Genomic DNA, 26,985 nt, shown 5'->3' with positions numbered 1-26,985 from the left:
CAGTCGATTATCGCCATAATGCGAACTCGCTGTGTAGCACGGTTTTATTGACTTGCGCGAAGTCGCAAAGCTGGCGTTAATTGATTGTAATCACTTTGTGATTAATATAGTTTTTTAACGATAATTTAGCTTTTTAGCCTTAATCTAGCTCAAGAACTACCCTACAAAGAATTTATAAGAGAAAGCTCTCAAGGAGAATAACAATGAAAGTAGCTGTTATTGGTGCCGCTGGTGGCATCGGTCAAGCCCTAGCCCTATTACTTAAGAACCGTCTACCTGCTGGTTCAGATCTTGCACTTTACGACATTGCACCGGTAACACCGGGTGTAGCTGCCGATCTTAGCCATATCCCAACCCCTGTTTCGATCAAAGGTTATGCGGGCGAAGATCCAACACCAGCACTAGAAGGTGCGGATGTTGTACTTATTTCTGCGGGCGTAGCTCGTAAGCCTGGTATGGATCGTGCGGATCTTTTCAATGTTAATGCTGGCATTGTTAAGTCTCTAGCTGAGAAAATTGCAGTTACTTGTCCTACAGCTTGTGTTGGTATCATTACTAACCCAGTAAACACAACAGTGCCAATCGCTGCTGAAGTACTTAAGAAAGCGGGCGTTTACGACAAGCGTCGTTTATTCGGTATTACGACTCTTGATGTGATTCGTTCTGAAACGTTCGTTGCTGAGCTTAAAGATAAAGATCCAGGCGATGTTCGTGTTCCTGTTATCGGCGGTCACTCAGGTGTTACGATCCTTCCTCTTCTTTCTCAAGTTGAAGGCGTAGAGTTCACTGATGAAGAGATCGCAGCGCTAACGACTCGTATCCAAAACGCAGGTACTGAAGTTGTTGAAGCTAAAGCGGGTGGCGGTAGTGCTACTCTATCTATGGGTCAAGCGGCTTGTCGCTTCGGTCTTGCTCTAGTGAAAGCGCTTCAAGGCGAAGAGAACGTGATTGAGTGTGCATACGTTGAAGGCGAAGGCGAGCACGCACCATTCTTCGCACAACCAGTTAAACTTGGCAAAGAGGGCGCAGAAGCGATCCTTAGCTACGGTGAGTTGAGCGACTTCGAACGCAACGCACTAGACAGCATGCTAGAAACGTTAAATGGCGATATTGAGATTGGTGTTGAATTCGCTAAATAAGTGATAGATAACTAAACTCTGCTAAAAAGACAGTTAACGAAAGCCGATCCTTGTGATCGGCTTTTTTGATCCTTTAGCTCAAGCGATTCGTAACGGTCTCTATAGCTAAGTTAGAGGAAAAGTTATGTCTAGTGTTCAAAAAGGAATGAATGTCGAATATTTAGGGCGTTTGGGGAAAATATTGGTTATTGATGAACAAGAACAATTTGCCCTAGTGGAGACTTACAGCGGACAATTCCAGTACGCAGTGCCAATGGCTGAGCTTGAAGAAATTGAAACTGAGCAGCCGTTATCTCTAAAGTCGAGCAGATATTGATTGGCTTTAACTCGCACAAGACGTTAAAACCAAAAAAGAGCCCTGAGGCTCTTTTGTCTATTTATAGCGTGTCGTTATTCTACTGCTAATGACGTCGGAATCACTTACTACGTTTAACAGCAAGATGTGCGAGCGTAATTAATGCTTGCTTATATTCTGAGTCAGGAAGCACAGCAAGCTCAGTTATGGCTTTATCTGCTTCTTCATAAGCTTTATTTGTAGTGTACTCCAAAGAACCTGTTTCTTTCATAACAGCCATAATATCGTCAAGACGTTCCATGCCATTGGCTTTTTCAATAGCCTCACGAATCATACTTGCTTGTTCTGGAGAGCCATTATGCATTGCGTAAAGTAGAGGCAGTGTTGGTTTGCCTTCGGCAAGATCGTCACCAACGTTCTTACCCATCTCTTTACCATCAGCTGTGTAATCCATCACATCATCAATCAGTTGGAATGCGGTACCTAGATATTTACCGTAGTTCTGCATTGCTGTTTCGATTTCAGGTGACGACTCTGTGAGAATTGCGCCGATTTGTGTTGCAGCTTCAAACAGGCGAGCTGTCTTAGAGTAGATGACTTGCATGTAGCTTTCTTCTGTGGTGTCGGGGTTGTTACAGTTCATCAATTGTTGAACTTCACCCTCGGCAATCACGTTTACCGCTTCACTCATTAGCTCGAGGATCTTTAAAGATCCTAGCGTTGTCATCATCTGGAATGAGCGAGTGTAAATAAAATCTCCAACTAAAACGCTAGCGGCATTACCGAAAGCAGCATTGGCTGTCGCTTTACCACGTCGCATGTCCGATTCGTCGACGACATCATCATGAAGCAAAGTTGCTGTGTGAATAAATTCAATAAAGGCCGCAGAGGTGATATGAGCTTCACCTTGATAACCAAGAGCACGAGCAGATAAAAGAGCAAGCAAAGGACGTAGGCGTTTGCCACCGCCGCTAACGATATAAAAACCAAGCTGGTTGATTAAACTTACGTCAGAATTAAGTTGGGCTTGAATTGTTTCATTCACTTTTGCCATATCATTGGCAGTAAGCGTTTGGATAGCTTTAAAATCCATTGTTCATCCGGCTGAAGTTAGACCCTGTAAGGCTTATACGTTGTATTTAATTGTTGAATAATACACTAAAAAACGTTGATTAATACATCACTTAAGGGCATCATTGCCGCACTTTTCTTTGGCGAACATGTTTTCGCCAATATTTTAAAAATATGGCTTGTCATAGCGCCATGATTCCCGTAGAATCTGCGCCCTATTGATTAGTTTAGCGCACACCCGAGTTGTACAATTAACAACCATAGGCTGTGCGGAAAAAGCGGAGTAAAATATGTACGCTGTTTTCCAATCTGGTGGCAAACAACACCGAGTAAGCGAAGGTCAAACACTTCGTTTAGAGAAATTAGACGTTGAAACTGGTGCAACTGTTGAATTTGATAAAGTTCTTCTTGTTGCTAACGGCGAAGAAATCGCTGTTGGTGCACCTCTTGTAGAAGGTGGTAAGGTTACTGCGGAAGTAGTACAACACGGTCGTGGCGATAAAGTAAAAATCGTTAAGTTCCGTCGTCGTAAGCACTCTCGCAAGCAAGCTGGTCACCGTCAGTGGTTCACAGAAGTGAAAATCACTGGCATTAACGCTTAAGTATTAGGAGAGTTTAACAATGGCACATAAAAAAGCTGGCGGTTCTACTAATAACGGCCGCGATTCAGAAAGCAAACGTCTTGGTGTTAAGCGTTTTGGTGGTGAATCTGTTCTTGCAGGTAACATCATCGTTCGTCAACGTGGTACTAAATTCCACGCTGGCACAAACGTTGGCATCGGTAAAGACCATACTCTTTTCGCTCTTACTGAAGGTAAAGTGAAATTTGCAGTAAAAGGTCCTAAAAACCGCAAGTTTGTAAGCATCGAAGCTGAGTAATTTAATCTTTAACTAGATTATTTATACTAGCTTTCAAGCTGAATTCAAAAGCCCTGCCGATTCGGCAGGGTTTTTTATTTATAGCGAGAATAAAAAAGTAGACGCTCTGGCTTGGGTTTTGAGAAGCTGTATGGCTTTTTGATAAACAGTTCGGTTTTTAAAAAGCAGCTTGGTTTTTAAAACACGTAAAGCAAAGAACCTCTCCTTATTTGTTCCTTGATTGCAGATCGATCTAGATCTTAGGTGATCGATCTAAACTCGGATCTGCTAGAATTTATATCACTCCTTGATGAGTGGTAACGCAACGTAAGTGCGGAGTTAAAAAATGAAATTCGTTGATGAAGCATCAGTAAAAATAGAAGCCGGTGATGGCGGTAATGGTACAGTCAGCTTTTGGCGCGAAAAATTCGTTGCTAAAGGTGGTCCTGATGGCGGTGATGGTGGTGACGGCGGTGATGTTTACATTCAAGCTGATGAAAACTTAAATACACTGATCGATTATCGTTTCCAACGTTTTTACAGCGCTGAACGTGGCGAGAATGGCCGCGGTGGCAACTGTACTGGTAAACGTGGTAAAGATATTACACTGAAAGTACCTGTAGGTACTCGTGCTGTTGACATTCACACTAATGAAATCGTTGCTGAAGTTGCTGAACACGGCAAGAAAGTAATGGTTGGTAAAGGTGGTTGGCATGGTCTTGGTAACACGCGCTTTAAGTCGTCTGTTAACCGTGCTCCTCGTCAAAAGACAATGGGTACTAAAGGCGAAGTTCGAGAACTACGCTTAGAGCTTCTTCTATTGGCTGATGTTGGTATGCTTGGCTTACCAAATGCAGGTAAATCTACCTTTATTCGCTCAGTATCTGCTGCGAAACCAAAAGTGGCTGATTACCCATTTACTACGTTGATCCCAAGTTTGGGTGTGGTGAGTGTCGTTCCTGAGAAGAGTTTCGTTGTTGCCGACATTCCTGGTCTAATCGAAGGCGCAGCTGATGGCGCAGGCCTTGGTATTCGCTTCTTGAAACACCTTGAGCGTTGTCGTGTTCTTCTGCATATGATCGATATTCTGCCGATTGACGGCTCTGATCCTATTCAGAATGCATTGACGATCATTGATGAGCTTGAGCAATACAGTGAAAAAGTTGCACAGAAACCACGTTGGTTAGTGTTTAACAAAGTTGACTTAATGCCTGAAGAAGAAGCTGACGAAAAAATTCAAGAAATCGTTGAAGCTTTAGGTTGGGAAGGCGAGTACTTCAAGATTTCTGCAGTGAACAAAATCGGCACTAAAGATCTTTGCTTTAAACTGGGTGAGTTCATGGAGAACCTACCTCGTGAAGTTGAAGCAATTGAAGAAGAAGAAAAAGTTAACTTTATGTGGGATGACTACCATAAAGATGCAATGAGCGGTAAGAACGTCGTAACTGAAGATGACGACGACTGGGATGATTGGGATGACGAAGAAGATGACGGTCATGTTATCTACGTTCGTGACTAATCCTCGCTGTTTCTTATGCTCACTTTAGTCGCTTTTTCTAAGATACGCTGATAGTTTTATTAAACCGCAATGAAAATTGCGGTTTTTTTGTATCTAAATCATGACGTCTCGCTATTTTTTATGCAAAATTTATCTTTAGATAATTAACGCCTATGGGAAGGAAATCATGGCATCGAAGCAAAGAGCGATCTCAAGACTCGTCGCTCAATCAGGACAAATGTTACTAGCACATGGTGCAGAGAGCACATTAGTCGGCGATATTATGCGCCGTATCGGTATCGCTTGTGGGGTGAATGAGGTTGAAGTTGCACTGTCAGCCAATGCGTTGGTCGTGACAACAGTAATGGATGACCATTGTATAACGACAACTAGAAGCTGTGCTGATCGTGGCATTAATATGCAGGTGATAACAGAGATTCAACGTGTTTGTATCATGATGGAGAAAGGGATTCTTGATTATGATTTAGCTTACAAGAAGATCCAAGGGATCAGCCCTGAACGTTATAACCGTTGGCTAGTTGTAGTGATGATTGGATTATCATGTGCTTCTTTTAGCCATCTTGCTGGCGGCGATTGGCACGTGTTTATCATGACCTTTATTGCATCCGCTTGCGGCATGATCGTAAGACAAGAGATTGGTCACCGTCACTTTAACCCACTACTAAATTTTGCCATTACGGCATTCGTTACTACGACCATCTCTGCTCAGGCGGTGCTCTACAATATTGGTGGTCAACCCACCATCGTGATGGCTTCGTCAGTATTGATGCTAGTGCCCGGTTTTCCCTTGATTAACTCTGTTGCGGATATGCTTAAAGGCCACATCAATATGGGGTTGGCTCGTTTTACCATGGCCAGTCTATTAACCCTAGCGACAAGCTTAGGTATTGTTGCAGCGATGAGCCTTTCAGACGTGTGGGGGTGGGCAAGCTAATGACTATCTTTGAATTATTGGTAGGCCTTCTGAACGATATGTTTTTTGCGGCGATACCTGCCGTCGGCTTTGCATTGGTCTTTAACGTACCACAACGTGCGTTGATCTACTGTGCTCTCGGAGGGTCTATTGGCCACGGTAGCCGTTATTTAATGATGCATTTCGGCATACCTATTGAGTGGGCGACGTTCTTCGCGGCTACATTGGTAGGGATGATTGGAGTCCATTGGTCACATAAGCTCTTGGCACACCCTAAAGTGTTTACCGTCGCAGCACTGATTCCCATGGTACCTGGTGTGTTTGCCTTTAAGGCGATGATTGCCATGGTTGAAATTAACCGGGCAGGATACAACCCGGAGTTATTGGCCTTGTTGATGGAGAACTTTTTGAAATCGATGTTTATTATCGCAGGGCTTGCGGTTGGCTTAGCGGTGCCCGGCCTGTTATTCTACCGCCGTAGACCTATCGTCTAGCTTCAATTTCACTCTCAAGTAAGGACAGGACCTTCGATTTATGATCATCAGTATGATAGCGGCAATGGCAGACAATCGTGTAATCGGTAAAGATAATCAGATGCCCTGGCATTTGCCTGCGGACTTTGCATGGTTTAAGCGCTCAACCATGGGTAAACCTGTCGTGATGGGACGTAAGACCTATGACTCTATTGGACGTCCTCTACCTGGTCGATTGAATGTCGTAATCAGCCGCGATGAAAACTTAGAGATTGAAGGTGTGACGACAGTTACTTCGATTGAACAAGCATTAGAACTGCTAAATGATGCTGATGAAGTGATGATTATTGGTGGCGGTTCAATTTATGAGAGTTGCTTACCTAAAGCTGACAAACTGTACCTGACTTACATCGATTTCGTTGTTAATGGAGATACTCAGTTCCCTGAGTGGGGAGAGGGTTGGAAGCAAGTTTTTAGTGAGACTTATCAATCGGATGAGAAGAATAAGCACAACATGGAGTTTGTTATTCTCGAACGTTAGATTGAGGTTTAATTCGTAATATCTTGATGCATGCTTGCGCTATTTAGCTATATCGCAAGCATGATTTTTTCGTGTTTTTATAGTGCTTCTTGAGTAAAAAACTGTCTGTCTTCCCAGCGCAGTGCCGTCAATTGTCCTCCCCAAACACACCCTGTGTCTAAACCTATCACATCTTTCCCTGAGTAGCCTTCTAATGCAGCCCAGTGTCCAAATAAAACCGTCTTATCCAGTTCTATACGTTGTGTAAGGTCAAACCAAGGTACCAAAGGCTCAACGGTAATTTCGTTTGGTGGAAGTTTACAGGCCATATCAAGTCGACCATCAGTAAAGCAAAATCGCATTCTAGTCAGACTGTTGATCGCATAGCGATAGCGCTCAATGCCTTCTAAATCTTGATGCCATAAATCAGGCGTATTGCTGTACATATTCTCGATAAGCCATTGCCATTGTTCTGATTTTAATAAGTCAGCTATTTCTCGGCTTTCGATACGTGCTCGTTCTAGATCCCATTGCGGTGAGATACCTGCATGAGACATTACGAACTCTGAATGTTCCTGAATTAAAGGTTGTTGCCTTAGCCACTCAAGTAACGTCTCCCTATCTTCTGCATCAAGGATAGTTTGAGTTTTATCTTTTGGCTTAGCCGAAAATAGCCCTAAGGAAACCGCAAGTAGATGCAAGTCATGATTGCCTAATACAACCTTAGCTGCGTCACCAAGGTTGCGAATAAAGCGTAGTGTCTCCAATGATTTAGGACCTCGAGCGACTAAATCACCAGCGACCCATAAAGTATCTTTGTGTTTATCAAAACTGATAGTTTCAAGCAGCAACTGAAGTTCGTCGAAGCACCCTTGAATGTCTCCGACAATGTAATTCGACAAAATAATTTCCTGTAAGTAGTAGAGGTGTGTACTAATTAAGAATGTTAGGGATGGCGAGCCTGAACGGGTCGACTTCAGTTATGAAATCGATGCCTTTGTGATCAGTCATAACATAATGACCTTGCATAACACCCACAGGAGTTTCGATGACGGTACCACTGGTGTAAGTATATTCATCGTTGGCTTCAATCACAGGTTGTTGCCCAACCACACCATCACCTTCAATAGTGAGTTGTTTACCGTTGGAGTCAGTAATTAGCCAGCGACGTGACATAAGTTGTACCGTTGTTTTACTGAGGTTTTTGATGGTAATGATGTAAGCGAAGACGTAGCGGTTCTTCGTAGGTTCAGATTGTTCCTCTATGTATTTAGAGTGAACCTGACATTTGATACAAGGCGTAGATATATCCATATTCGCACCTTTTGTTGTTGGTATGCTAAGGGCAAAAGACCCTATAAAAGTTTTACATAAAAAACAGGCCCCTCACCGTAGTGTAGGAGCCTTTTGACTTATTTTTCAGTGTTGTGACTGTCATGCAACCAGTTCGCCATATCGACAAACTGTTCGAGCGTCAGGTTTTCAGGGCGCATGCCAGGGTTTACCCCTAACTCTTCAAGCACCTCTTTACTGATTAAGCTTTTGTAGCAGTTACGTACTGTCTTGCGACGTTGGTTAAAACCTTCGCGACATACGCGGTCCAACCATTTAAGATCTTTTGCCGGATAAGGCAGCACTTCATATGGCTGAAGGCGTACGACAGCAGAATCTACTTTTGGTGGCGGAACGAATGCTGTTGGTGGTACTTCTAGCACTGGTGTCACTTTACAGTAGTATTGAGCCATGACTGTTAGACGACCATAAGCTTTAGTGCCAGGGCCTGCTGCTAGGCGGTTCACCACTTCTTTTTGAAGCATAAAGTGCATGTCTTGCACATCTTTATGGAACTCAAAAAGATGGAACATCAATGGTGTAGAGATGTTGTATGGCAAGTTACCGAAGATACGTAGCTTGTTGTTTGGCTTAACAAGTTGTTCGAAATCGAACTTCATTGCATCACCTTCATAGATCGTTAACTTCTCAGCAAGATCAGGGTGATTACGCAGACGTTCAGCAAGATCTCTATCCAGTTCAATTACTGTGAATTTATCGACAAGTTTGCCAACAGGCTCTGTAATAGCACCAAGACCAGGGCCAATTTCTACCAAGTTTTGGCCTGGTAGTGGGTTAATACTCGATACGATGCCATCTATAATGTATGGATCGTTAAGGAAGTTTTGACCAAAACGTTTACGCGCTTTGTGCCCTAAGTGGACATCATTTCTCATTGCTTTTTCTCTACTAATTCAATGGCGTGCGTGAGCGCTGTTCTAAAGCTCCCTGTATCGGCTTGGCCTTTCCCTGCCAAGTCTAAGGCGGTACCGTGATCGACTGATGTACGAATAAACGGTAAGCCTAGTGTGATGTTCACTGAGCGACCAAACCCTTTGTATTTCAATACAGGGAGTACTTGGTCGTGATACATACCTAAAACAGCATCTGCATCTTGCAAATATTTTTCATTAAAGATGGTATCTGCTGGCAATGGGCCAACTAAATTGATGCCATCTTTCTGGCGAATTTTTTCTAGCGTAGGGGTGATGGTTTCTATTTCTTCACGGCCTAAACAACCATCTTCACCTGCATGTGGGTTTAAGCCACACACGTAGATAGTTGGTTTCTCTATTGCAAACTTTTCGACCAAATCTTTATTCAGAATCGCAATAATTTGCTCTAATCTGTCTTCGGTCACAGCTTGAGATACATAAGCTAGTGGGATGTGCGTTGTGACTAATGCAACACGCAGCCCTTCAGTTGCCAACATCATCACCACGAGTGGTGTATTGGACTTCTCTGCAAAGAACTCGGTATGACCGCTAAAAGCAACGCCAGCTCGGTTAATTACACCCTTGTGAACAGGGCCGGTGACAATAGCATCAAATTCGTCATTCATACAGCCAATTGCGGCGGTTTCTAAAGTATTTAATACGTAATGACCGTTAGCTTCGTTGAGTTGGCCTGCGATGGCGCTTTCAGCTAATGGAACGTGTTTCACTACTAAAGTACCAGAGCGTTGGGGTTGCTTAGGCGCCATTGGGTCGTAATCCAACAGCTCAACTTCAATCCCTAACATTTCCGCTCGCTGCGCGAGTAAATTTTTATCGGCACACACCACGAGTTGATGAGGCCAACTTTCTTGAGACAAAGCCAGAGTTAAATCTGGACCTATCCCTGCGGGTTCACCTGCGGTAATGACAAGGCGTTTAGTTGTCATTTTGGTCGTCCTCAACCATTTCAACAAAGGCACTTGCTCTTACTTCTTGTAGCCAAGCGCCAGCTTCTTCATTGAACTTGCGGTTAAATAGTATTTGGTAAGCTTTGTTCTTCAAAGCAGAATCCGTACGATCAACTTCTCTGCGGTCTAATACTTCAACAATGTGCCAACCGTGAACCGTTTTAAATGGTGCGCTGATTTTCCCTTCAGGAAGAGTTTCTACTTGGTGTTTGAACTCTGGAACATATAAATCAGGCGTTTGATAACCTAGTTCGCCATCTTGAACTGCAGAACCTGGGTCTTGGCTGTACTGCTGAGCAAGCTCTCCAAAGGTCGCTTCACCAGCGTTCACGCGACGAGTGATTTCTTCAAGTTGTTCTTTGGCACCGTCATCACTCAGGATTACGGTAGGTTTAATCAGGATATGACGTGCATTAACTTCGGTAACAGCAACGGTTTCTAAGCCTTTTACGTCTTCAATTTTTAAAATATGGAAGCCAACACCGCTGCGGAAAGGACCGATAATGCTGCCTTTGTTTTGCATTTTGATTTGGTCTGCAAAAATGGTTGGCATCTCTTCTTTTCGCATCCAACCCCAATCACCACCTTGTAGTGCTTTCGGGCCTTTAGAGTAAGTATAAGCCATGGTGCTGAAGTCTTTACCTGAGTTTAGCTCTTCAACTAAATCGTTAGCTTGAGCTTCTAGCTCTTCCTTTGTTTGGTCATCGTTAAAGCGAAGTTGAATGTGTCCAATTTTGTATTGAACGGTCGCGTTAGTTTCTTGCGCTAAGATGTCTGCTAGGTTATCGACTTCAGCTGGAAGAATGTTGATGCGGCGACGAACTAAGGCGTTACGAGCTTCACTGGCTGCAATTTCTTTTCTTACTTGCTCACGGAATGCATTGTAGCTAAGGCCCTCTTCTGCAACCGATGCGGTAAGTTGCTCTACCGTTTGATTGTTGTCTTTCGCGATACCTTCAATTGCCTGGTCAAGTCGAGCGTCATCGATACGAACGCCAATACGTTCCGCTTCTTGAGTTTGAATCGTATCAATGATTAATTTTTCTAGAACTTGTTCATTCAACACGTCTTGTGATGGTAATGTTTGACCGCTTTTCTTCGCGTTTGCACGTAACGTCTTCATTGAAGCGTCGATATCGCTTTGTAAAATTACGCCTTCGTTAACGATCACTTTTACGCTATCGAGTTCAACTGGCGCAGCATAGCTTACAGATAAAGTACAAGCCGATGCGATAGCGATTAATGTGCGTTTCCACAATGTCATGTGTAGTCCTTTAAATTTACTGATGTTTTATCAATAAAGAGAATTAATTATTTAAGAAGAATGGGCGACCGTAACTTAGAGAGTTGTCTGAACTACTATCCCCAACTGCGCCTGAATCAGAGCCTAGATTAGTACCAAAGCCAACAATACCGAAATTCACACCAAAGTTATTTTCATATTCAGGTGTAGTATTTGGATCACTAATATTATTTGTCAACTGGTTGCTATACGTAAATCCGATATACCAACAATCCGATTTATAGTTCAAGCGAGCCAACCACTCTAGATTCTCTTGTGTCGTTAAATCATAGAAGTATTGAGCACTGGCATTCCACTTCCGCGAAATTTGATAAGCACCAAGCAAACCGGCTTGAGAGATACCATCACGAGTTATTGACCCAACATCGATACTTTCGCCTACATTATCCTCAATATATTCTTCCGTAACATAGCGATAGTTGGTTTGTATATAACCACCAGCAAAGCGGTATTCAAGTGTACTGTTGGCAAGTTGCATTGAAGCTGAGTCAATGTCGTATTGCACGCCACCATGGTAGAACAGATAATCATCGTAGTTGAAGTCCATTTCAATAGCCCAAGATGAATAATTGGTTTTTTCGCCCGAGTCTTCGCTGCTGCTCAGAGCTTGCTTTGTGTCTTTGTCGAAATAAAAAATTTGACCAAAAGAGATATTAAGACGTTCTTTATATTCGTCATCAAAGAATCGAGATGACGCGCCATAACTTATCTGGTTTGCCGCTGCAATACGATCTACACCACTGTATTTACGGCTTCTGAATAGGCCGTAGTAATCGGTCTGTAGTAGCGTTGTATCGTAAAGGCCAATATCGCTTTGATCTTGTTCGGGAACATACAGGTACTGTACTTGTGGCTCGAGTGTTTGAGTGTAGTTGTTGACTATCTTGGTATCTCTTTCTAGAACGATACCAGCGTGACTTCTAAACTCAGGAATCACTCGACTTACCGATTCCTCTAGGCCTTCGTAATCGGAACCAGAACCAGTGTCAACACCATCAAGATCCTGTTGATAATAAGTACCAAGTAATCGAGCTTCTGTTGTCCACGTACCCCAGGTGTTGCCGACAGGAATCGTAATACCAGGTTCAACGTGGACACGAGTTGCGGATGGCTTGCCCGAGGCGTCTGTATCGAATAATGAAACATGACTGATTAAATCGAAGTCTAGGTAATCCATCACCTCAGGAGCATAATAGTTATACTCAAGTTGTGGCATTAAGCGATAAGGCAAGTTATTACTTGTTGTGAGGACTTGGAAGTCTCGGACCAATACTGATGCATCCCAGTTTTGAGAACGGTAAGTTGCTTGCCCTTCTTGAAGTAATTGTCCATCTTCACGACTACCGATTCCTGAACTCATATCCGTAAAATAATCAATATCACTGACTTTAGAGTAATCGACTTCGAACAACCAAGATTGCTGAAATATTCCTGAATGTTCTAGTTGGAAACCCCAACGATCGCCTTTGTCTGTGTACTTTTGATCGTCTGGTAAATATTCAGACTCGAGGCTGCCTGAACCGAAGTCACTCAAGTATCTGAATTTACTGTTAAGTTGAGTGCCACGCTCTTGCATATACTTGAAGGTGGTTTCCAAGTCGTAGTCTGGAGCTAAGTTCCAATAAACAGGAATCTCCGCTTCAAAACCATCGCTAGAACCGTATGACACGGTTGGATACAAGAAACCGGTTTTACGTGTATCACCGACTGGTACGGTTAAATACGGTAAGTAAAAAACAGGGACACTTTGGATCTCAAAGCGTGGATTATAAAAAGTAGCTTGTTCTTCGTTCTGGTCGACGCTGATACTTGATGCTCTTAGGCGCCAGGCGTTGTCGCCAATAGGGCAAGAGGTAATGGAACCGTCTTCGATTTCATAAACTGCTTTGCCCGTCTTAGATACGTAGACTGCATTACCGCGCCCTGGCTCGCAAAGAAATTCGTAATCGGTATTTTCTAGCGTCATTTCATCTGTAGTCAGATTATTCGTTGCTCTGTCTGACACTGACTTGATTTGACCATCACTAAAGTTTACGTTGCCTTCAGCTACAACGATGTTTTCTTGTTGGTGTAGAGTTACATTGTCAGCAAGAATGGTTTTATTTCCTTGCGTAACTCTTACATCTCCTGAATATATTGCTTTGTCACCATTGATAGCTTCTAAGCGATCTGACTCAACATGAGCGGGTAGCTGTGTCTCGTTTTCTGCAGCGGGCTCGATCAAGCATTGATCTATAGAGGGCATTTCCTGCACACTACTATCGGTAATTGTTTCAGCTTGAGTTGTCGACACGTATAACGCTGTCGTTATCGACGCGGCTAACAAGGTGCGGGAAAAACATTGCATGAAGTTGAACTATCCTGTGTCACTAGATGAAGGGTTGATCTAGTATCAATCCAATTAATAAACCATTTTCCTTATGATAAAGGAAATATTAGCATTCAGCATCATCAGACAGCATTACTCAGACAAAATTCATAGATAGAGAACACATAATGCAAATATTTGGCAAAATTTTGGGCGCTTTTTTTGGCTTTCTATTTGGAGGGCCGCTTGGTTTAGTTTTTGGCCTATTTTTAGGGCACCAATTCGATAAAGCTCGCCGATTGAACCAATCTGGTTTCAATAGTTCTGGTTTTGGTCGAGGTCCAAGCCAAGCAGAAAGACAGAACGAGTTTTTTAAATCCGCCTTTGCGGTTATGGGGCACGTTGCTAAAGCGAAAGGGCAGGTAACGCCGGAAGAGATTCAACTCGCTTCTACCATGATGGAACGCATGAACCTGCATGGCGAACAGCGCAAAGCGGCGCAAGATGCATTCCGAGATGGAAAAGAGAGCGACTTCCCTCTGAGCGACGTACTTGAGCGTGTAAAAATCTCATCGGGTGGTCGTTTTGATCTTTTGCAGTTCTTTTTAGAGCTACAAGTCTCTGCTGCGTTTGCTGATGGAAGCTTGCACCCGAGTGAGCGTCAGGTTCTGCATAAGATAGCTCAAGGCCTAGGGTTTTCGGCAGAGCAACTAGAGCGCCGCTTGCAGATGCAGGAAGCAGCGTTCCGTTTCCAACAGCAAGGTGGAAGCTTTGGGGGGAATCAAGGCCATGGGCAATCATCAGGTTGGCAACAGGCTTCGCAACAGAACCAGCTTGGCGATGCATATAAGGTTCTTGGTGTGAGTGAAAGTGCTGATGGTAAAGAGGTGAAGAAAGCCTACCGTAAATTGATGAATGAGCATCACCCAGATAAACTGATGGCGAAGGGCTTACCGCCTGAGATGATGAATGTTGCGAAAGAAAAATCGCAAGAAATTCAAAATGCTTATGACCTGATAAAGAAGGTCAAAGGTTTTAAGTAATCGAACACCAAACCGAGTAATAACAAAGTTACTCGGTTTTTTATTAAAGGGAATTATATGACGTTAACGTATCAGAATGTTCTAGAGTTTTGGTTCGATGAATTGACGCCTAAAGATTGGTTTACTGGCGGCGCCGAGATTGACGCTTTGATAGCGTCTCGTTTTTCTGAACTGCACAAAGCCGCCATTCAAGGTGAGTTATTTGAATGGCGTCAGACAGCAGAGGGTCGCTTGGCTGAGATTATCGTGCTTGACCAGTTTTCTCGGAATCTTGGTAGAAATAGTCCAGATGCGTTTACTGCAGATCCTATGGCGTTGGTTCTAGCTCAAGAAGCGGTAGCGGGTGGCTTTGATCACCAACTCAATCAACAACAGAAAAGCTTCCTCTACATGCCTTATATGCACAGCGAATCTTTGCTGATGCATGAACAAGCGGTGCTGCTTTTTTCCCAGACAGGGCTAGAGAATAACCTTGATTTTGAGTTTAAGCACAAGGTGATCATTGAGCGTTTTGGTCGTTACCCCCACCGCAATGAAGTACTAGGTCGAACTTCGACTCCTGAGGAAGTTGAGTTCTTACAGCAACCAGACTCAAACTTTTAATTGTGGATATACGGTCAAAGAATTGATAAGAGGCTAGTGGTTAATAAAACCTCTAGCCTCTTTTTTTGTTTAGCTTTAGTGATTAACTCTCGCGTTAGAACTAGTTTGCTTGGTTAAGTGACCAATCATAGTCATAACTTATTTTCCCCGTGTACGTTACCGGCTTTGTTCTGTATTTATCTAAGTGTTTAATCAGTTGTTGTTGGTTGCCAAAATCAACAGCAAACCATTCGTAAATCGATGACAATTGAAGCTGGTTGTTGTTAACCAATACACCCTTATCACTATTGATATACTCAGCTGCAGCGAGTTCTAGCAACATTTCTGTATTATCAGAAGTAAATGCTTGAGATTGTAGATTAGGACAACCTAGACTTGCACAGTTCACCGCGTAATGAGTGCGAGGGTCTTGCCAAATCGGTCTTAAAATTCGATGTTCGATATCATTGAGTGTCAGTGTCTTTCCATTAACTGCAACTACATCATCTCCCCAAGGTCCAAAACTGAATAGTCCGCCGAGCTTAGTGATAGATTTAATTGGGTATGCATTAAGAATCAAATCAACAGTCACTGCATTGTATAGGTTAACCCAATAGGCATACTGTTCAGCTTTTGGATAGTCGAGAGGGTCAATCTGTTCAAGTCGGCTTATGTACTGCTTCAGTTTGGTTTTGTCTGAAGAACTCACCGTTTGATATCTAACTAAGGCGTGTTGACCTTGTTTTACTAAATAGTTATCGAGGAATTGTTGCCAATCTTGATGAGAAACTTGCTCAGAGTTGGCTTCATTACTTTGATTCCAGTAAGGCCAAAGTTCGGACTTAGGCGCAGACCACGCGAAGGTTGAGAAAAGTAGGCTGATAATAACAAGTAGTTGTTTCATGGCATTCTCCTGATGACTGACTACTAAGACCTTGTGGCTTACTATTTTCTTTCATAGCTCTTCAGTTTAACCACAGAGTTGAGTTAAATGAATAAGTTGAATCGAATAAAAAAGGTTGGCACTGGGCCAACCTTTAGGTGTTATTGAAAACGCTTACTCTATTTCTAGACTGTGCTATTTCATGGTTCTTTATTTCAGGAAGCTAGGAATCTTTGCTTCAAATTCTGAGATTTTATCGGCGTGCTGAAGTGTAAGGCCTATGTTGTCTAAACCATTCAGTAAGCAGTGACGACGGAACTCATCAATTTCAAACGAGTATTCTTTACCATTAGCACTGACTTTCATCGCTTCTAAATCAACAGTGATTTCAGCGCCTTCATTCGCTTCTACGAATTGGAATAGCTCATCTACCTCTTGCTCAGTCAATCGAACTGGCACCATTTGGTTGTTGATCGAGTTACCATAGAAGATGTCTGCGAAGCTTGGCGCGATCATCACTTGAATACCATAATCAGCAAGCGCCCAAGGTGCATGTTCACGAGATGAACCACAACCGAAGTTTTCACGAGCTAGGAGAATTGAAGCACCTTTGTAGCGAGGAGCGTTCATTACAAACTCTGGGTTTGGTTGTTGGCCTGCATCATCTAGGAAGCGCCAATCGTGGAATAAGTGCTTACCAAAACCGATGCGGTTTACTTTCTGTAGAAACTGCTTTGGAATGATCGCATCCGTATCGATGTTGGCCGTATCTAGAGGAACGACTAATCCGGTGTGTTGTTGAAAACCTGACATGTTAAATCCTCTAATTAAAGTTCACGAATATCGACAAAGTGACCAGCGATTGCTGCTGCGGCTGCCATTGCTGGGCTAACTAGGTGCGTACGACCATCACGGCCTTGGCGACCTTCAAAGTTACGGTTTGATGTAGAAGCACAGCGTTCTTGTGGACCAAGGCGGTCGTTGTTCATTGCAAGACACATAGAACAACCTGGCAAGCGCCATTCGAAGCCGGCTTCTTTAAAGATTACATCTAAACCTTCAGCTTCTGCTTGTGCTTTAACTTGCTCTGAGCCCGGAACGATCAATGCTTGAACATGTTTCGCTACTTGGCGGCCTTTCGCTACCGCTGCTGCTGCGCGCATATCTTCGATACGAGAGTTAGTACAAGAACCCACGAAGACCTTATCGACGTTGTATTCAGATAGAGATTTACCTGCTTCTAGCCCCATGTAAGCCAACGCTTTTTCAGCCGATGCTTTTTCAACAGGATCTGCGAAGCTTTCTGGTGCTGGGATTGGTGTGTCTACTGAAATAACCTGACCTGGGTTAGTACCCCAAGTGACTTGTGGTTTGATTTCAGCTGCTTCTAGCGTGACAACTGCATCGAATTCTGCGTCAGCATCGGTTTTCAATGTGTTCCAGTATTCGATTGCCGCTTCTAAGTCTTCGCCCTCTGGAGAGAACTTACGACCTTTTATGTACTCGTATGTGGTTGCATCTGGAGCGATTAGACCCGCTTTCGCGCCTAGCTCGATTGCCATGTTACATACTGTCATACGACCTTCCATTGTAAGGTCTGTAATTGCCTCACCACAGAATTCAACTACATAGCCTGTTCCGCCTGCAGCTGTTGTCTTGCCGATGATCGCGAGCACGATATCTTTGGCTGTAATACCTTCTGCGACTTTGCCTTTTACTTCGATCTTCATGGTTTTAGCGCGCGCTTGTTTTAGCGTTTGAGTCGCTAGAACATGCTCTACTTCTGAAGTACCGATACCGAATGCTAATGAACCAAATGCACCGTGTGTCGCCGTGTGTGAGTCACCACATACGATGGTCATACCCGGCAGAGTAATACCTAGCTCAGGCCCCATTACGTGCACAATACCTTGGTATTTGTGGTTTAGGTCGTAAAGCGTGACACCAAACTCTTCACAGTTCTTCGATAGCGTTTCCATTTGGATACGAGCCATCTCACCAGAAGCGTTGATGTCTTTGGTTTGTGTCGATACGTTGTGATCCATGGTCGCGAAGGTTTTGCCTACTTGGCGAACTTTACGACCTTTTTCACGCAGGCCATCAAAGGCTTGTGGCGACGTTACTTCGTGGACTAAGTGGCGATCGATATAAAGAATTGGCGTTTCGCCCTTCGCTGCAACTGCAACGTGAGCGTCATAAACTTTTTCGTATAAGGTTTTTGCTTGCTGGTTTGTCGACATAGCTTTTCTTCCTTGGGAGTATCAGTCCCAGTGTTTGTTTCGAGCCAAGTCATGCGGTTTAAGCAGACTTGGCTTGATATTATTCTTATGTACTTGCTTCTAATCTAAGCATCTCGCTTATGAAGCTAAGATGTACTCAGCGATCTTGTCACCCATTTCTGAGGTAGTCAGTGCTTGGTTCTTACCTGCAAGGTCTGCCGTTAGCTCGCCTGCAGAAAGTGCTTTCGATACCGCCGCTTCGATGTCTTGTGCTGCTGCTTCTTCGCCTAGGCTGTAACGAAGCATTAGTGCTGCAGAAAGAATTTGCGCGACTGGGTTTGCAATGTTCTTACCTGCGATATCTGGTGCGCTGCCACCTGCTGGTTCATATAGGCCGAAGTTGCTTTCGTTTAAGCTTGCAGAAGGAAGCATACCCATCGAACCCGTGATCATTGCACACTCATCAGAGATGATGTCACCAAAGATGTTTGAACATAGCATTACGTCAAACTGAGATGGATCTTTGATTAGCTGCATGGTCGCGTTGTCGATGTACATATGGTTTAGCGTGACATCTGGGTAATCTTTTGCGATCTCTTCAACCACTTCACGCCATAAGATAGAGCTCTGCAGAACGTTCGCTTTGTCGATTGAGTAAACATTTTTGTTACGTAGACGTGCAGATTCAAACGCAATCTTTGCAATACGTTCGATTTCGTAACGGTGGTAAACCTCTGTATCAAAAGCTTTCTCAGTTGCGCCTTCGCCTTCACGACCTTTAGGTTGGCCGAAGTAGATACCGCCGGTTAGTTCACGAACAACAACGATGTCGAAACCATTACCTGAAATGTCAGCGCGTAAAGGAGAGAAAGACTCTAAACCCTTGTGGATTTGCGCAGGACGTAGGTTACAGAACAGTTGGAAGTGCTTACGTAGAGGAAGTAGGGCACCACGCTCTGGTTGATCGTTTGGTGGAAGGTGTTCCCACTTAGGACCGCCAACCGAGCCAAATAGTACTGCGTCAGATTCTTCACAGCCTGTTACTGTCGTTTCTGGAAGTGGACAGCCGTGGTTATCAATGGCGATACCACCAACATCATACTCTTCACGAGAAAAGCTAATCGCGTGCTTCTTTTCAATCGCGTCTAGCACTTTGTGTGCTTGCTGCATTACTTCTGGGCCAATGCCATCACCAGGTAGTACGGCAATTTTGTATGATTTATCTGTCATGTTAATCCTTTAATTCTTGTTACTGAGCGGTTTGGCTCGTTTTAAATTTTGTCCCTAAAGCCAACAACATCGGCTCTAGGGCTCTGTTATTGGGTATTAAACTGTTGCGAATTTTTGTTGTTTCATTTCAGCGATAGTGTCTGCACGTTGAATACTATTGATAACATGCAGTAACGCTTGACCAGAAGCTTCAACGATATCTGTTGAAACACCTGTGCCGTGGTACTTACGGCCTTTATAATTCGCAATGATATCCGCTTGGCCTAAGCCATCTTCGCCTTCACCTTTTGCAGTAAGGTCGAATTTATCCAATGCAATTTCGTAACCCGTTAAGCGGTAGATACATTGGTATAAAGCATCAACAGGGCCGTTACCTACAGCCGCTTCGCATTTTTCTTCATCACCACATTGCAATTTGATGCTGGTGGTAGACATAACACTACCAGATTGTACGCTTAGGTAGTTAAGTTTATAGAAGTCATCTTCGTCACGTAGATTGGCGAAGTGCATTAATGCTTCTAGGTCGTAATCGAATACTTGACCTTTACGGTCAGCTAGCTTCAAGAAGTCTTCGTACAATGAATCTAGGTTGTACTCATTATCTTTATAACCCATTGCGTCCATATGGCTCTTAACAGCCGCTCGGCCACTACGACTTGTTAGGTTCAATGCCTTGTTTTTCAAGCCAATAGACTCAGGTGTCATTATCTCGTAAGTGTTCTTATTCTTAAGCATGCCATCTTGGTGAATACCTGAAGAGTGACTGAATGCGTTGGCACCGACGATAGCTTTATTGTCTTGAATTGGCATGTGGCAAAGCTGGCTCACCAACTTACTTGTACGGTGAATCTCTTTATGATCTAAGCCGGTATGAACCCCCAAAAACTCTTGGCGAGTTTTGATGATCATTGCGATTTCTTCTAAAGAACAGTTACCCGCACGCTCACCAATACCATTGATTGTGCCTTCAATTTGTCGAGCACCCGCTTGAACGGCAGCGATTGAGTTAGCAACCGACATACCCAAGTCATCGTGACAGTGAACAGAGATGATTGCTTTATCGATGTTGGGTACGCGATCAAATAGTGTTTGGATAATGCCACCGAATTCATTCGGTACTGTGTAGCCAACGGTGTCTGGAATGTTGATGGTTTTTGCGCCTGCGTTAATCGCGGCCTCAACCATACGACATAGGTTGTCGATAGGGGTGCGACCAGCATCTTCACAAGAGAACTCAACATCGTCGGTGTAGTTACGTGCATGTTTTACTGCTTTCACTGCCATCTCTACGACATCATCGTAGCTACGGCGTAATTTGTCTTGTACGTGAACCGTTGATGTTGAGATGAAGGTATGAATACGGAACTGGTCAGCTACTTTTAGTGCTTCTGCAGCGGCGTCTATATCTTTTGCAACGGCACGAGAAAGCGCACAAATACGGCTACCTTTAATGTGTTTAGCGATGGTTTGTACGGACTCAAAATCACCTGGAGAAGAGATAGGGAAGCCAGCTTCGATAACATCCACACCCAGTCTCTCAAGAGCGTAAGCGATCTGTAACTTCTCTTTTACTGTCAGGCTTGCAGCCAATGCTTGCTCGCCGTCACGTAAGGTCGTATCAAAAATTATTACTTGATCGTTCATGGGTGCTTCCTTATATCGATAATGAATCGATTGCTATCCAAATTATTATTAAGAATGATGTTCTTTTAAAAGTGCCAGTTACAAAAAAACCCGCTCAGCGCGGGTTTTAATATTTGTGTAGTTCTTGACCCACAACTTACCCGCGCGATTGGTTCACGATAAGGAGAAGTTTCAGCAGTCGAGAAGAAGAAAAAATCATTACACAAATATCCGTAAATAAACTGTTAACACCATATTTACCGCAATTTATTCTAAGCGTCAAACAAGAAAATCCAATATCAGTGTGCATCGCTGGTGTTTTTGTTTGGTTTATGCTGTTTTTGTCCATTATGTTGGTTTATTCATTTGTTTGTTGGTTTTGTGTTGGCGGGTTAGTTTATCGATTGGCTTATGTATAGGTTAAAACTTTGTAGTAAATCTTTTTGTTGGAACGATTCACCAGCAAAATCGAATGTGCGGCGAAATTAATTAATCAATTGATTAAATAATGAGTAATTAATCTTCTACAGTTGTGCTTGTTTATCTCTATAATTAATCAAACGATTAATTATAGAGCAGGTCAAAGCAATGACAGTACGTAAAGCCGGGCGACCTCAGCAGAACCTTGATGTGCGGCAACTACTCATTGAACACGCTCGGGATCTGTTCGTTGTTCAATCCTACGATAAAGTATCGACACGCCTAATTGCAGAGCGTGCTGGAGTAAACATTGCCATGATCCGTTATTACTTCGGTAATAAAGCGGGGTTGTTCGAGGCGATGCTGCGGGAAACGCTTCGTCCGATGCAGCTACAAATGCAGAAGTTAGTTGAAGAAAGCAGTCATGAGAACTTTCTCGATTTAATGCGGACTTACTACAAAGAGATGGTTAAAGTGCCCAATTTTCCTCGCTTGATTGCCCAGGTAATGAATATGCCGCCATCGGAAGTGCAAAGAGAGTTGCTCGAAAAGGTCTTCCTCGATGTTGCCAAACCGGCGCAAGACGTCATTTTTGAAAAGCTTGTTGAACAGGGAATATTGAAACAAAACATGGATCCAAAACTGTGTCGTGTTTCGTATATAAGCTTGATGGTTTTCCCCTTTATTGCACCACCTCCTTTACTAGCGATTCATGGTATTGAGCTTAATGAAGAGTTTCTAAATCGTTTAATCGAACACAACATCCAATTGATGACCGAAGGCTTTATTAATGTAGAGAGCACTTCGACCTTGCAGGAACCAAGATAATGAAAATAAGTAAAAAACTCCTCTTTTTTCCAGCGTTGGCAGTTGGTGTAATTGGTTTGGTGGTTGCGATTAATTTGAAGCCGGATCTTCCAACTAAACCTGCGGGTGACCGAGCTCGTTTAGTGGAAACTCTAAGCTTAGAACAGCAACTGATAGCGCCATTAGCGGTTGGCTTTGGCAAAGTGGTGCCAAAAGTCGAATGGAAAGCGATTGCTGAGGTGACAGGACAGATTGTGTATCGACATCCGGATCTTGATAAAGGCCAAGTGATCCCTGCAGGAACGGTTGTACTCAAGGTTGATCCTTTGGATTACGAGCTGAAGCTGATACAAGCGGAAGCGGATCTTAAATCAAGCCAAACTTCGCTAGCAAAATTGAATCAAGAAGAAGACAACCTGAATCAGACTCTAAAGATCGAAAAGAATCGCTTGGTGATCAGCAATAAAGAGCTACAACGTAAACAAGACCTGCGTAAGAAAGGGCTGACATCTCAATCGGATGTCGACCTCCAACAACAAAGCGCGTTGTCTCAACAGAAGTTAGTGTTAGATATTGCTAACCAAATTACCTTGATGCCTGATGAAAAACGCGTCGCGGAGGCCGTGATTAAGGTGAACGTGTCTAAGGTGAAAGAGGCACAACGCTCTTTGGATAAGACGACCATCACTTTGCCAAGAGCGATGCGAATTGCTCAAGTCGATATCGAACAAAACCAAGTAGTTAATCTTCAGCAAGAAATGTTTGTTGCTCATGGGATTAATATTATGGAAGTTGAGGCACAACTTTCTATTCACGACATGCAAACTTTAGCTTCAAGTTTTACTCAATTCCCTCGCGATGCTGCTGGAATTCCAACCCCTGACCAAGCACCGATCAAAGCGAGTGTTCAACTGAATAGTGGCAGTTTGAATCTGAGCTGGCCTGCAAAGGTAGCGAGAATTAGTGAAACCGTTGATGAAAACCAAGCGACGGCGGGGATTATTCTCGAGATCGCTCAAGACTATTCACAACTGCAGCCAAGCAATGCGACCCCTTTGGTCAACGGTATGTTTGTAAAAGCTGAGATTGAAGGTGTAGCAAATCTAAGTTGGGTGTTGCCTGAACGAGCGCTACATGGTGACAAAATTTATCTAATGGACGATAACTCTCGTCTGAAAATGGTGAATGTTGAAGTGCTTTATCGTAGAGACAACCAAGTGGTTGTGAACGGGGAGCTTCAAACGGGCGACAAACTGGTTCTCAATGACTTATTACCAGCCATTGAAGGCATGTTACTCAAAGAATCGGGCTCAAAAGAAGTGGCACTTGAACCTGATACTCAGGAGAGTGCGTCATGATCAAGTTTTTCTCTAGGCACCCAACAGCAGCGAACCTGTTGATGCTTGGGTTGTTGATTATGGGCTTAACCTCATTATCAACCATTAAGCGTGAGACTTTCCCTGCCTACGACCCACCTTACATCATGGCGGCCATTGTTTATCCCGGAGCTTCCCCACAAGAAGTGGAAGAGAGCTTATGTGTACGAATGGAAGATGCTGTTGATGGCCTAGCCAACATTGAAGAAACTCAGTGTGAGGCGATTGAAGGCAGCGCGCGTTTAATTCTGAAGCTCAATGAGAAAGCAGACATCGGTCGAATGCTGGTGGACGTGCAAACTCAGATCAATTCGATCAATGATTTTCCGAGCGAGATTGAATCTCCGGTTGTTCAAGAGCTGGATTGGAATGAACCGGTTGTTGATATCGCGATTACAGCAGAAACGTCATGGCCGGAACTTAAGGCCTATGCGGAAGACTTAAAACGTACCATGAAGCTCGATTACGACGTTTCATTGGTCGAAGTCAGTGGATTCTCGGATCACCAATATCGTGTGGAACTGGATACCCAAGCCATTCGTCAGTTAGGTTTGAGTGTCGGTGATATTGCGGACCAAATCGGTCGTCAGAATGTAAAGCTACCGAGCGGCAATGTTGAAACGCCAGACAAAAACTTCCTGATTCGTTTTGATGAGAGACGCATCACTCCGGTTGAATTAGAGAGTATCGTGGTGGGTTCTGCGCCGAATGGTTCAGTGATCCGTTTGAGGGATATTGCCAAGATCACCGATCGCTTTGAACTGGATGAACAGAAGGTTCTGTTTGATGGTAAGCCTTCTGCGCTATTGAAGATCAGTAAAAACAAAGAAGATGATGCGCTACGAATCAAAGAGAACGTTACTCGATTCGTGGAAGATCAAAGCGCGATTGCCCCCGATGGCGTGACGCTACAAATGACCAATGATCTATCATCGGTACTCTGGGATCGTCTAACCATGATGGTACGCAACGGCTGGCAAGGTATTGTGCTGGTGTTTGCTACTATGTGGTTGTTCTTCAGTTTGCGATATTCATTCTGGGTTGCGGCAGGTTTGCCCGTAGCCTTCCTTGGTGGCTTGTTCTTAATGGCGAACCTTGGCCTATCGATCAACATCATGTCACTGGTCGGCTTATTAATGGCGATTGGTATTATGATGGATGACGCCATCGTGATTGCCGAATCGATAGCCTCCCATTTAGATAGGGGGCAAAACGTTGATGATGCGGTGTACAACGGTGTTAAGAAAGTGCTCCCCGGGGTGTTATCTTCTTTTTTAACTACAGTGTGTATTTTCGGTAGCTTACTATTCCTTGATGGGGAAATGGGCGCGGTGCTTAAAGCGGTGCCTCAGGTACTTATCTTGGTGTTGTCTCTGAGTTTAATCGAAGCGTTTCTTATTTTACCCAATCACTTATCTCATTCATTACACAAAGAAAAAAATGATAAGCCAGCGCTGCGCTTCAAAGTAGTGTTGCTTGAAAAATTTGAGAACTTCCGCAATACAACTTTGATGAACATGGTCGAGAAGGTCGTGACGTTCCGCTATGCATTTATGGGCGGAGTGCTGACACTGTTGTTGCTTTCTATTGCCTTGATTGCGGGTGGTGCTGTTAAGTTCCAACCTTTCCCCGAATTGGATGGAGACATTGCTGAAGCGCGTATCATTCTTCCGCCGGGGGCGTCATTGTCTCAAACCGAGAGAGTCGTCGATAAAATAGTCGCGTCTGCTGAGCGTTTGAACGTGCGGTGGAGTGAAGAGGTCGAAGAGGGCAATGAGTTGGTGGAACACATCACGAGCCAATTTAATGCTAATGCTGATGCCAGTGAATCTGGACCGCATCTCGCGACTGTCCGTTTAGATCTGCGTGGTGCAGAAAGTCGAAACACGGTGATCGATGATTTCATTGATGCATGGCGAGAAGATATCGGTGACTTGGCAGATCCTATCTCGTTAGTTTTTAAACAACCCACCATGGGGCCTGGCGGTCGTGCTATTGAGATCCGCGCTAAACATGATGATCTTGCAGCGTTGAAATCGGCTTCTTTGGATATTCAGGAATACCTCAATCAGTTTGATGGCGTGCATGGTGTTCTAGATGACATGCGCATGGGTAAAGAGGAGATCTTAGTGAAGCTGCGCCCAGGAGCCGAAACCTACAATGTGAATGGGCAGATGATTGCTTCTCAGTTGCGTGCTGCATTCTTCGGGCAAACGGCGGATGAGATTCAAATCGGTGTTGAGAATATCTCGATAGAGGTGCGTCTTGATAAGGAACAAGCGGGCGACATACAGCAGCTGGCTAACTTCCCGATCATTACCGCCGACGGCAGTCAGATCCCGTTAGCAACGTTGGCGACATTAGATTTCCAACGTAACTACGTGCGAATTCAGCGTATTGATGGACTGAGAACTATCAGCATCTTTGGTGATATTGATAATAAGAAGGCGAGCTCGTCGGCGATTTTGGCTCAGTTCCAAAAAGATGAAGCAGCCAAGCTCATTCAAAAATACCCAGGCTTGCGCTTTGATTTTGAAGGTGAAGCCAAAGATGCCGCTAAGACAGGAGCATCAATGGGTAAAGGGTTCTTACTCGGCTTATTCGGTGTGTTTGCGATTCTTAGCTATCAGTTCCGAAGCTACTTAGAGCCTGTGGTCGTGATGTTAGCCATTCCACTCGCCTTTATTGGCGTGGTTGTTGGTCACTGGATACTTGGGCACGCTTTGAGTATGCCAAGCATGATGGGCTTTGTGTCGCTGGCCGGAATCGTGGTCAATGATTCTATTTTGTTAGTGCAATACATTCGCCATCACGTCGATGAAGGCGATAGCGTACATGACTCAGTGGTGAAAGCGAGTCGCGAGCGTTTCCGAGCAGTATTTTTGACTTCAATGACCACAGCCGCAGGTTTGCTACCACTGCTAACAGAAACCAGCTTGCAGGCTCAGGTTATCCAACCGCTGGTGATATCAATTGTGTTTGGTATTTTTGCTTCGACCTTGCTAGTGCTGTTTATGATTCCGGCGGCTTACGCAATACTGGCGGACTTTGGTTTAGTGAAAAAGCACGAGCCACTCGAATTATAGACGTTGGATTAACTCCTTTATAAAGGAGCAAAATCGATTTAAAACAAAGCGACCTAGTGTCGCTTTTTTATTGGTTGAGTCT

The 26,985-nt window shown here is 43.9% G+C and carries 25 protein-coding genes; 13 read left to right on the top strand and 12 right to left on the bottom strand.

What is annotated here, in order from left to right; translation table 11 throughout:
• The first annotated feature begins 203 nt into the window (after positions 1 to 203).
• Together mdh and SJY39_RS28350 are read left to right on the top strand one after the other, a co-directional pair.
• Positions 204 to 1,139, top strand: a complete 936-nt coding sequence (gene mdh / locus SJY39_RS28355; protein WP_010434414.1) for a malate dehydrogenase — start codon at positions 204 to 206, stop codon at positions 1,137 to 1,139.
• A 124-nt stretch (positions 1,140 to 1,263) separates the two neighbouring features.
• A complete protein-coding gene (locus SJY39_RS28350) occupies positions 1,264 to 1,455 on the top strand; it encodes a hypothetical protein (RefSeq protein WP_016792996.1) in 192 nt (63 codons plus the stop codon).
• Between the two features lie 100 nt (positions 1,456 to 1,555).
• Here the strand turns inward: SJY39_RS28350 and ispB are convergent, their stop codons facing one another.
• Positions 1,556 to 2,527, bottom strand: coding sequence for an octaprenyl diphosphate synthase (gene ispB / locus SJY39_RS28345; protein ID WP_016789716.1), 972 nt, complete (start codon positions 2,525 to 2,527; stop codon positions 1,556 to 1,558).
• 268 nt (positions 2,528 to 2,795) lie between these two features.
• Here ispB and rplU point away from each other — a divergent pair, with 268 nt between their 5' ends.
• The 6 genes from rplU (at position 2,796) to folA (ending at position 6,809) form a co-directional block, all read left to right on the top strand.
• Positions 2,796 to 3,107 carry a 50S ribosomal protein L21 gene (rplU, locus tag SJY39_RS28340; protein WP_004740823.1) on the top strand — a complete coding sequence of 104 codons (312 nt, stop codon included), beginning with the start codon at positions 2,796 to 2,798 and terminating at the stop codon, positions 3,105 to 3,107.
• Between the two features lie 19 nt (positions 3,108 to 3,126).
• Positions 3,127 to 3,384 (top strand): 50S ribosomal protein L27, encoded by a 258-nt coding sequence (rpmA, locus tag SJY39_RS28335; protein ID WP_004735905.1) that lies wholly within the window; start codon positions 3,127 to 3,129, stop codon positions 3,382 to 3,384.
• A gap of 325 nt (positions 3,385 to 3,709) precedes the next feature.
• Entirely contained in the window at positions 3,710 to 4,882 is a 1,173-nt protein-coding gene (gene cgtA, locus SJY39_RS28330; protein WP_010434429.1) for an Obg family GTPase CgtA, read from the top strand.
• A gap of 166 nt (positions 4,883 to 5,048) precedes the next feature.
• Positions 5,049 to 5,816: a threonine/serine exporter family protein gene (locus SJY39_RS28325; RefSeq protein WP_010434431.1), complete on the top strand. Its 768-nt coding sequence runs from the start codon at positions 5,049 to 5,051 to the stop codon at positions 5,814 to 5,816.
• A complete protein-coding gene (locus SJY39_RS28320) occupies positions 5,816 to 6,289 on the top strand; it encodes a threonine/serine exporter family protein (RefSeq protein WP_016767785.1) in 474 nt (157 codons plus the stop codon). Before SJY39_RS28325 ends, SJY39_RS28320 begins: the two co-directional genes overlap by 1 nt.
• A 40-nt stretch (positions 6,290 to 6,329) precedes the next feature.
• On the top strand, positions 6,330 to 6,809 hold the full coding sequence (gene folA / locus SJY39_RS28315; protein ID WP_372275588.1) for a type 3 dihydrofolate reductase: 480 nt from the start codon (positions 6,330 to 6,332) through the stop codon (positions 6,807 to 6,809).
• 77 nt (positions 6,810 to 6,886) lie between these two features.
• On the opposite strand, the gene SJY39_RS28310 is transcribed toward folA, so the two are convergent.
• The 6 genes from SJY39_RS28310 to lptD form a co-directional block, all read right to left on the bottom strand.
• Positions 6,887 to 7,690 (bottom strand): symmetrical bis(5'-nucleosyl)-tetraphosphatase, encoded by an 804-nt coding sequence (locus SJY39_RS28310; RefSeq protein WP_016767784.1) that lies wholly within the window; start codon positions 7,688 to 7,690, stop codon positions 6,887 to 6,889.
• Positions 7,691 to 7,721: 31 nt separating this feature from the next.
• On the bottom strand, positions 7,722 to 8,102 hold the full coding sequence (gene apaG / locus SJY39_RS28305; RefSeq protein ID WP_016767783.1) for a Co2+/Mg2+ efflux protein ApaG: 381 nt from the start codon (positions 8,100 to 8,102) through the stop codon (positions 7,722 to 7,724).
• A gap of 98 nt (positions 8,103 to 8,200) precedes the next feature.
• A complete protein-coding gene (rsmA, locus tag SJY39_RS28300) occupies positions 8,201 to 9,016 on the bottom strand; it encodes a 16S rRNA (adenine(1518)-N(6)/adenine(1519)-N(6))-dimethyltransferase RsmA (RefSeq protein WP_010434444.1) in 816 nt (271 codons plus the stop codon).
• Entirely contained in the window at positions 9,013 to 10,002 is a 990-nt protein-coding gene (pdxA, locus tag SJY39_RS28295) for a 4-hydroxythreonine-4-phosphate dehydrogenase PdxA (protein WP_016767782.1), read from the bottom strand. The genes rsmA and pdxA overlap by 4 nt, the downstream gene beginning before the upstream one ends.
• Complete coding sequence (gene surA, locus SJY39_RS28290) at positions 9,992 to 11,287, bottom strand: peptidylprolyl isomerase SurA (protein WP_010434450.1); 1,296 nt, start codon at positions 11,285 to 11,287, stop codon at positions 9,992 to 9,994. Before surA ends, pdxA begins: the two co-directional genes overlap by 11 nt.
• Positions 11,288 to 11,330: 43 nt before the next feature.
• Positions 11,331 to 13,673, bottom strand: a complete 2,343-nt coding sequence (gene lptD / locus SJY39_RS28285) for an LPS assembly protein LptD (RefSeq protein ID WP_081323873.1) — start codon at positions 13,671 to 13,673, stop codon at positions 11,331 to 11,333.
• A 149-nt stretch (positions 13,674 to 13,822) separates the two neighbouring features.
• On the opposite strand from lptD, the gene djlA reads away from it, so the two are divergent.
• Positions 13,823 to 14,677, top strand: coding sequence for a co-chaperone DjlA (djlA, locus tag SJY39_RS28280; RefSeq protein WP_016767779.1), 855 nt, complete (start codon positions 13,823 to 13,825; stop codon positions 14,675 to 14,677).
• Positions 14,678 to 14,734: 57 nt separating this feature from the next.
• Positions 14,735 to 15,280, top strand: a complete 546-nt coding sequence (locus tag SJY39_RS28275; protein ID WP_016767778.1) for a DUF924 family protein — start codon at positions 14,735 to 14,737, stop codon at positions 15,278 to 15,280.
• 100 nt (positions 15,281 to 15,380) lie between these two features.
• Here the strand turns inward: SJY39_RS28275 and SJY39_RS28270 are convergent, their stop codons facing one another.
• The 5 genes from SJY39_RS28270 to leuA form a co-directional block, all read right to left on the bottom strand.
• A complete protein-coding gene (locus SJY39_RS28270) occupies positions 15,381 to 16,163 on the bottom strand; it encodes a DUF547 domain-containing protein (RefSeq protein WP_010434460.1) in 783 nt (260 codons plus the stop codon).
• Between the two features lie 189 nt (positions 16,164 to 16,352).
• The gene (leuD, locus tag SJY39_RS28265; RefSeq protein WP_010434463.1) at positions 16,353 to 16,955 is read right to left on the bottom strand and encodes a 3-isopropylmalate dehydratase small subunit; all 603 of its coding nucleotides are present in this window, start codon (positions 16,953 to 16,955) and stop codon (positions 16,353 to 16,355) included.
• A gap of 14 nt (positions 16,956 to 16,969) precedes the next feature.
• Positions 16,970 to 18,382, bottom strand: coding sequence for a 3-isopropylmalate dehydratase large subunit (gene leuC / locus SJY39_RS28260; protein WP_016767777.1), 1,413 nt, complete (start codon positions 18,380 to 18,382; stop codon positions 16,970 to 16,972).
• A 117-nt stretch (positions 18,383 to 18,499) separates the two neighbouring features.
• Positions 18,500 to 19,591 (bottom strand): 3-isopropylmalate dehydrogenase, encoded by a 1,092-nt coding sequence (leuB, locus tag SJY39_RS28255; RefSeq protein ID WP_010434488.1) that lies wholly within the window; start codon positions 19,589 to 19,591, stop codon positions 18,500 to 18,502.
• Positions 19,592 to 19,687: 96 nt separating this feature from the next.
• Complete coding sequence (gene leuA / locus SJY39_RS28250) at positions 19,688 to 21,235, bottom strand: 2-isopropylmalate synthase (RefSeq protein WP_010434490.1); 1,548 nt, start codon at positions 21,233 to 21,235, stop codon at positions 19,688 to 19,690.
• A gap of 567 nt (positions 21,236 to 21,802) precedes the next feature.
• Here leuA and SJY39_RS28245 point away from each other — a divergent pair.
• The 3 genes from SJY39_RS28245 to SJY39_RS28235 are packed head-to-tail and all read left to right on the top strand — an operon-like array spanning position 21,803 to position 26,903.
• Positions 21,803 to 22,462, top strand: coding sequence for a TetR/AcrR family transcriptional regulator (locus SJY39_RS28245; protein WP_065612359.1), 660 nt, complete (start codon positions 21,803 to 21,805; stop codon positions 22,460 to 22,462).
• Positions 22,462 to 23,799, top strand: a complete 1,338-nt coding sequence (locus SJY39_RS28240) for an efflux RND transporter periplasmic adaptor subunit (RefSeq protein WP_010434494.1) — start codon at positions 22,462 to 22,464, stop codon at positions 23,797 to 23,799. Before SJY39_RS28245 ends, SJY39_RS28240 begins: the two co-directional genes overlap by 1 nt.
• The gene (locus SJY39_RS28235; protein WP_016789710.1) at positions 23,796 to 26,903 is read left to right on the top strand and encodes an efflux RND transporter permease subunit; all 3,108 of its coding nucleotides are present in this window, start codon (positions 23,796 to 23,798) and stop codon (positions 26,901 to 26,903) included. Before SJY39_RS28240 ends, SJY39_RS28235 begins: the two co-directional genes overlap by 4 nt.
• The last annotated feature ends 82 nt before the right edge of the window (positions 26,904 to 26,985 follow it).

The sequence above is a fragment of the Vibrio sp. R78045 genome (assembly GCF_042466085.1).
Lineage (GTDB): Bacteria > Pseudomonadota > Gammaproteobacteria > Enterobacterales > Vibrionaceae > Vibrio > Vibrio cyclitrophicus.
Note: the sequence above shows the minus strand (reverse complement) of the source record. Positions and strands in the feature narration are given on the sequence as shown.

Bases quoted from the DNA above. Each gene is read 5' to 3' on its own strand.
- mdh (WP_010434414.1), top strand. From the start codon at position 204: ATGAAAGTAGCTGTTATTGGTGCCGCTGGTGGCATCGGTCAAGCCCTA.
- SJY39_RS28350 (WP_016792996.1), top strand. From the start codon at position 1,264: ATGTCTAGTGTTCAAAAAGGAATGAATGTCGAATATTTAGGGCGTTTG.
- ispB (WP_016789716.1), bottom strand. From the start codon at position 2,527: ATGGATTTTAAAGCTATCCAAACGCTTACTGCCAATGATATGGCAAAA.
- rplU (WP_004740823.1), top strand. From the start codon at position 2,796: ATGTACGCTGTTTTCCAATCTGGTGGCAAACAACACCGAGTAAGCGAA.
- rpmA (WP_004735905.1), top strand. From the start codon at position 3,127: ATGGCACATAAAAAAGCTGGCGGTTCTACTAATAACGGCCGCGATTCA.
- cgtA (WP_010434429.1), top strand. From the start codon at position 3,710: ATGAAATTCGTTGATGAAGCATCAGTAAAAATAGAAGCCGGTGATGGC.
- SJY39_RS28325 (WP_010434431.1), top strand. From the start codon at position 5,049: ATGGCATCGAAGCAAAGAGCGATCTCAAGACTCGTCGCTCAATCAGGA.
- SJY39_RS28320 (WP_016767785.1), top strand. From the start codon at position 5,816: ATGACTATCTTTGAATTATTGGTAGGCCTTCTGAACGATATGTTTTTT.
- folA (WP_372275588.1), top strand. From the start codon at position 6,330: ATGATCATCAGTATGATAGCGGCAATGGCAGACAATCGTGTAATCGGT.
- apaG (WP_016767783.1), bottom strand. From the start codon at position 8,102: ATGGATATATCTACGCCTTGTATCAAATGTCAGGTTCACTCTAAATAC.
- rsmA (WP_010434444.1), bottom strand. From the start codon at position 9,016: ATGAGAAATGATGTCCACTTAGGGCACAAAGCGCGTAAACGTTTTGGT.
- pdxA (WP_016767782.1), bottom strand. From the start codon at position 10,002: ATGACAACTAAACGCCTTGTCATTACCGCAGGTGAACCCGCAGGGATA.
- surA (WP_010434450.1), bottom strand. From the start codon at position 11,287: ATGACATTGTGGAAACGCACATTAATCGCTATCGCATCGGCTTGTACT.
- lptD (WP_081323873.1), bottom strand. From the start codon at position 13,673: ATGCAATGTTTTTCCCGCACCTTGTTAGCCGCGTCGATAACGACAGCG.
- djlA (WP_016767779.1), top strand. From the start codon at position 13,823: ATGCAAATATTTGGCAAAATTTTGGGCGCTTTTTTTGGCTTTCTATTT.
- SJY39_RS28275 (WP_016767778.1), top strand. From the start codon at position 14,735: ATGACGTTAACGTATCAGAATGTTCTAGAGTTTTGGTTCGATGAATTG.
- SJY39_RS28270 (WP_010434460.1), bottom strand. From the start codon at position 16,163: ATGAAACAACTACTTGTTATTATCAGCCTACTTTTCTCAACCTTCGCG.
- leuD (WP_010434463.1), bottom strand. From the start codon at position 16,955: ATGTCAGGTTTTCAACAACACACCGGATTAGTCGTTCCTCTAGATACG.
- leuC (WP_016767777.1), bottom strand. From the start codon at position 18,382: ATGTCGACAAACCAGCAAGCAAAAACCTTATACGAAAAAGTTTATGAC.
- leuB (WP_010434488.1), bottom strand. From the start codon at position 19,591: ATGACAGATAAATCATACAAAATTGCCGTACTACCTGGTGATGGCATT.
- leuA (WP_010434490.1), bottom strand. From the start codon at position 21,235: ATGAACGATCAAGTAATAATTTTTGATACGACCTTACGTGACGGCGAG.
- SJY39_RS28245 (WP_065612359.1), top strand. From the start codon at position 21,803: ATGACAGTACGTAAAGCCGGGCGACCTCAGCAGAACCTTGATGTGCGG.
- SJY39_RS28240 (WP_010434494.1), top strand. From the start codon at position 22,462: ATGAAAATAAGTAAAAAACTCCTCTTTTTTCCAGCGTTGGCAGTTGGT.
- SJY39_RS28235 (WP_016789710.1), top strand. From the start codon at position 23,796: ATGATCAAGTTTTTCTCTAGGCACCCAACAGCAGCGAACCTGTTGATG.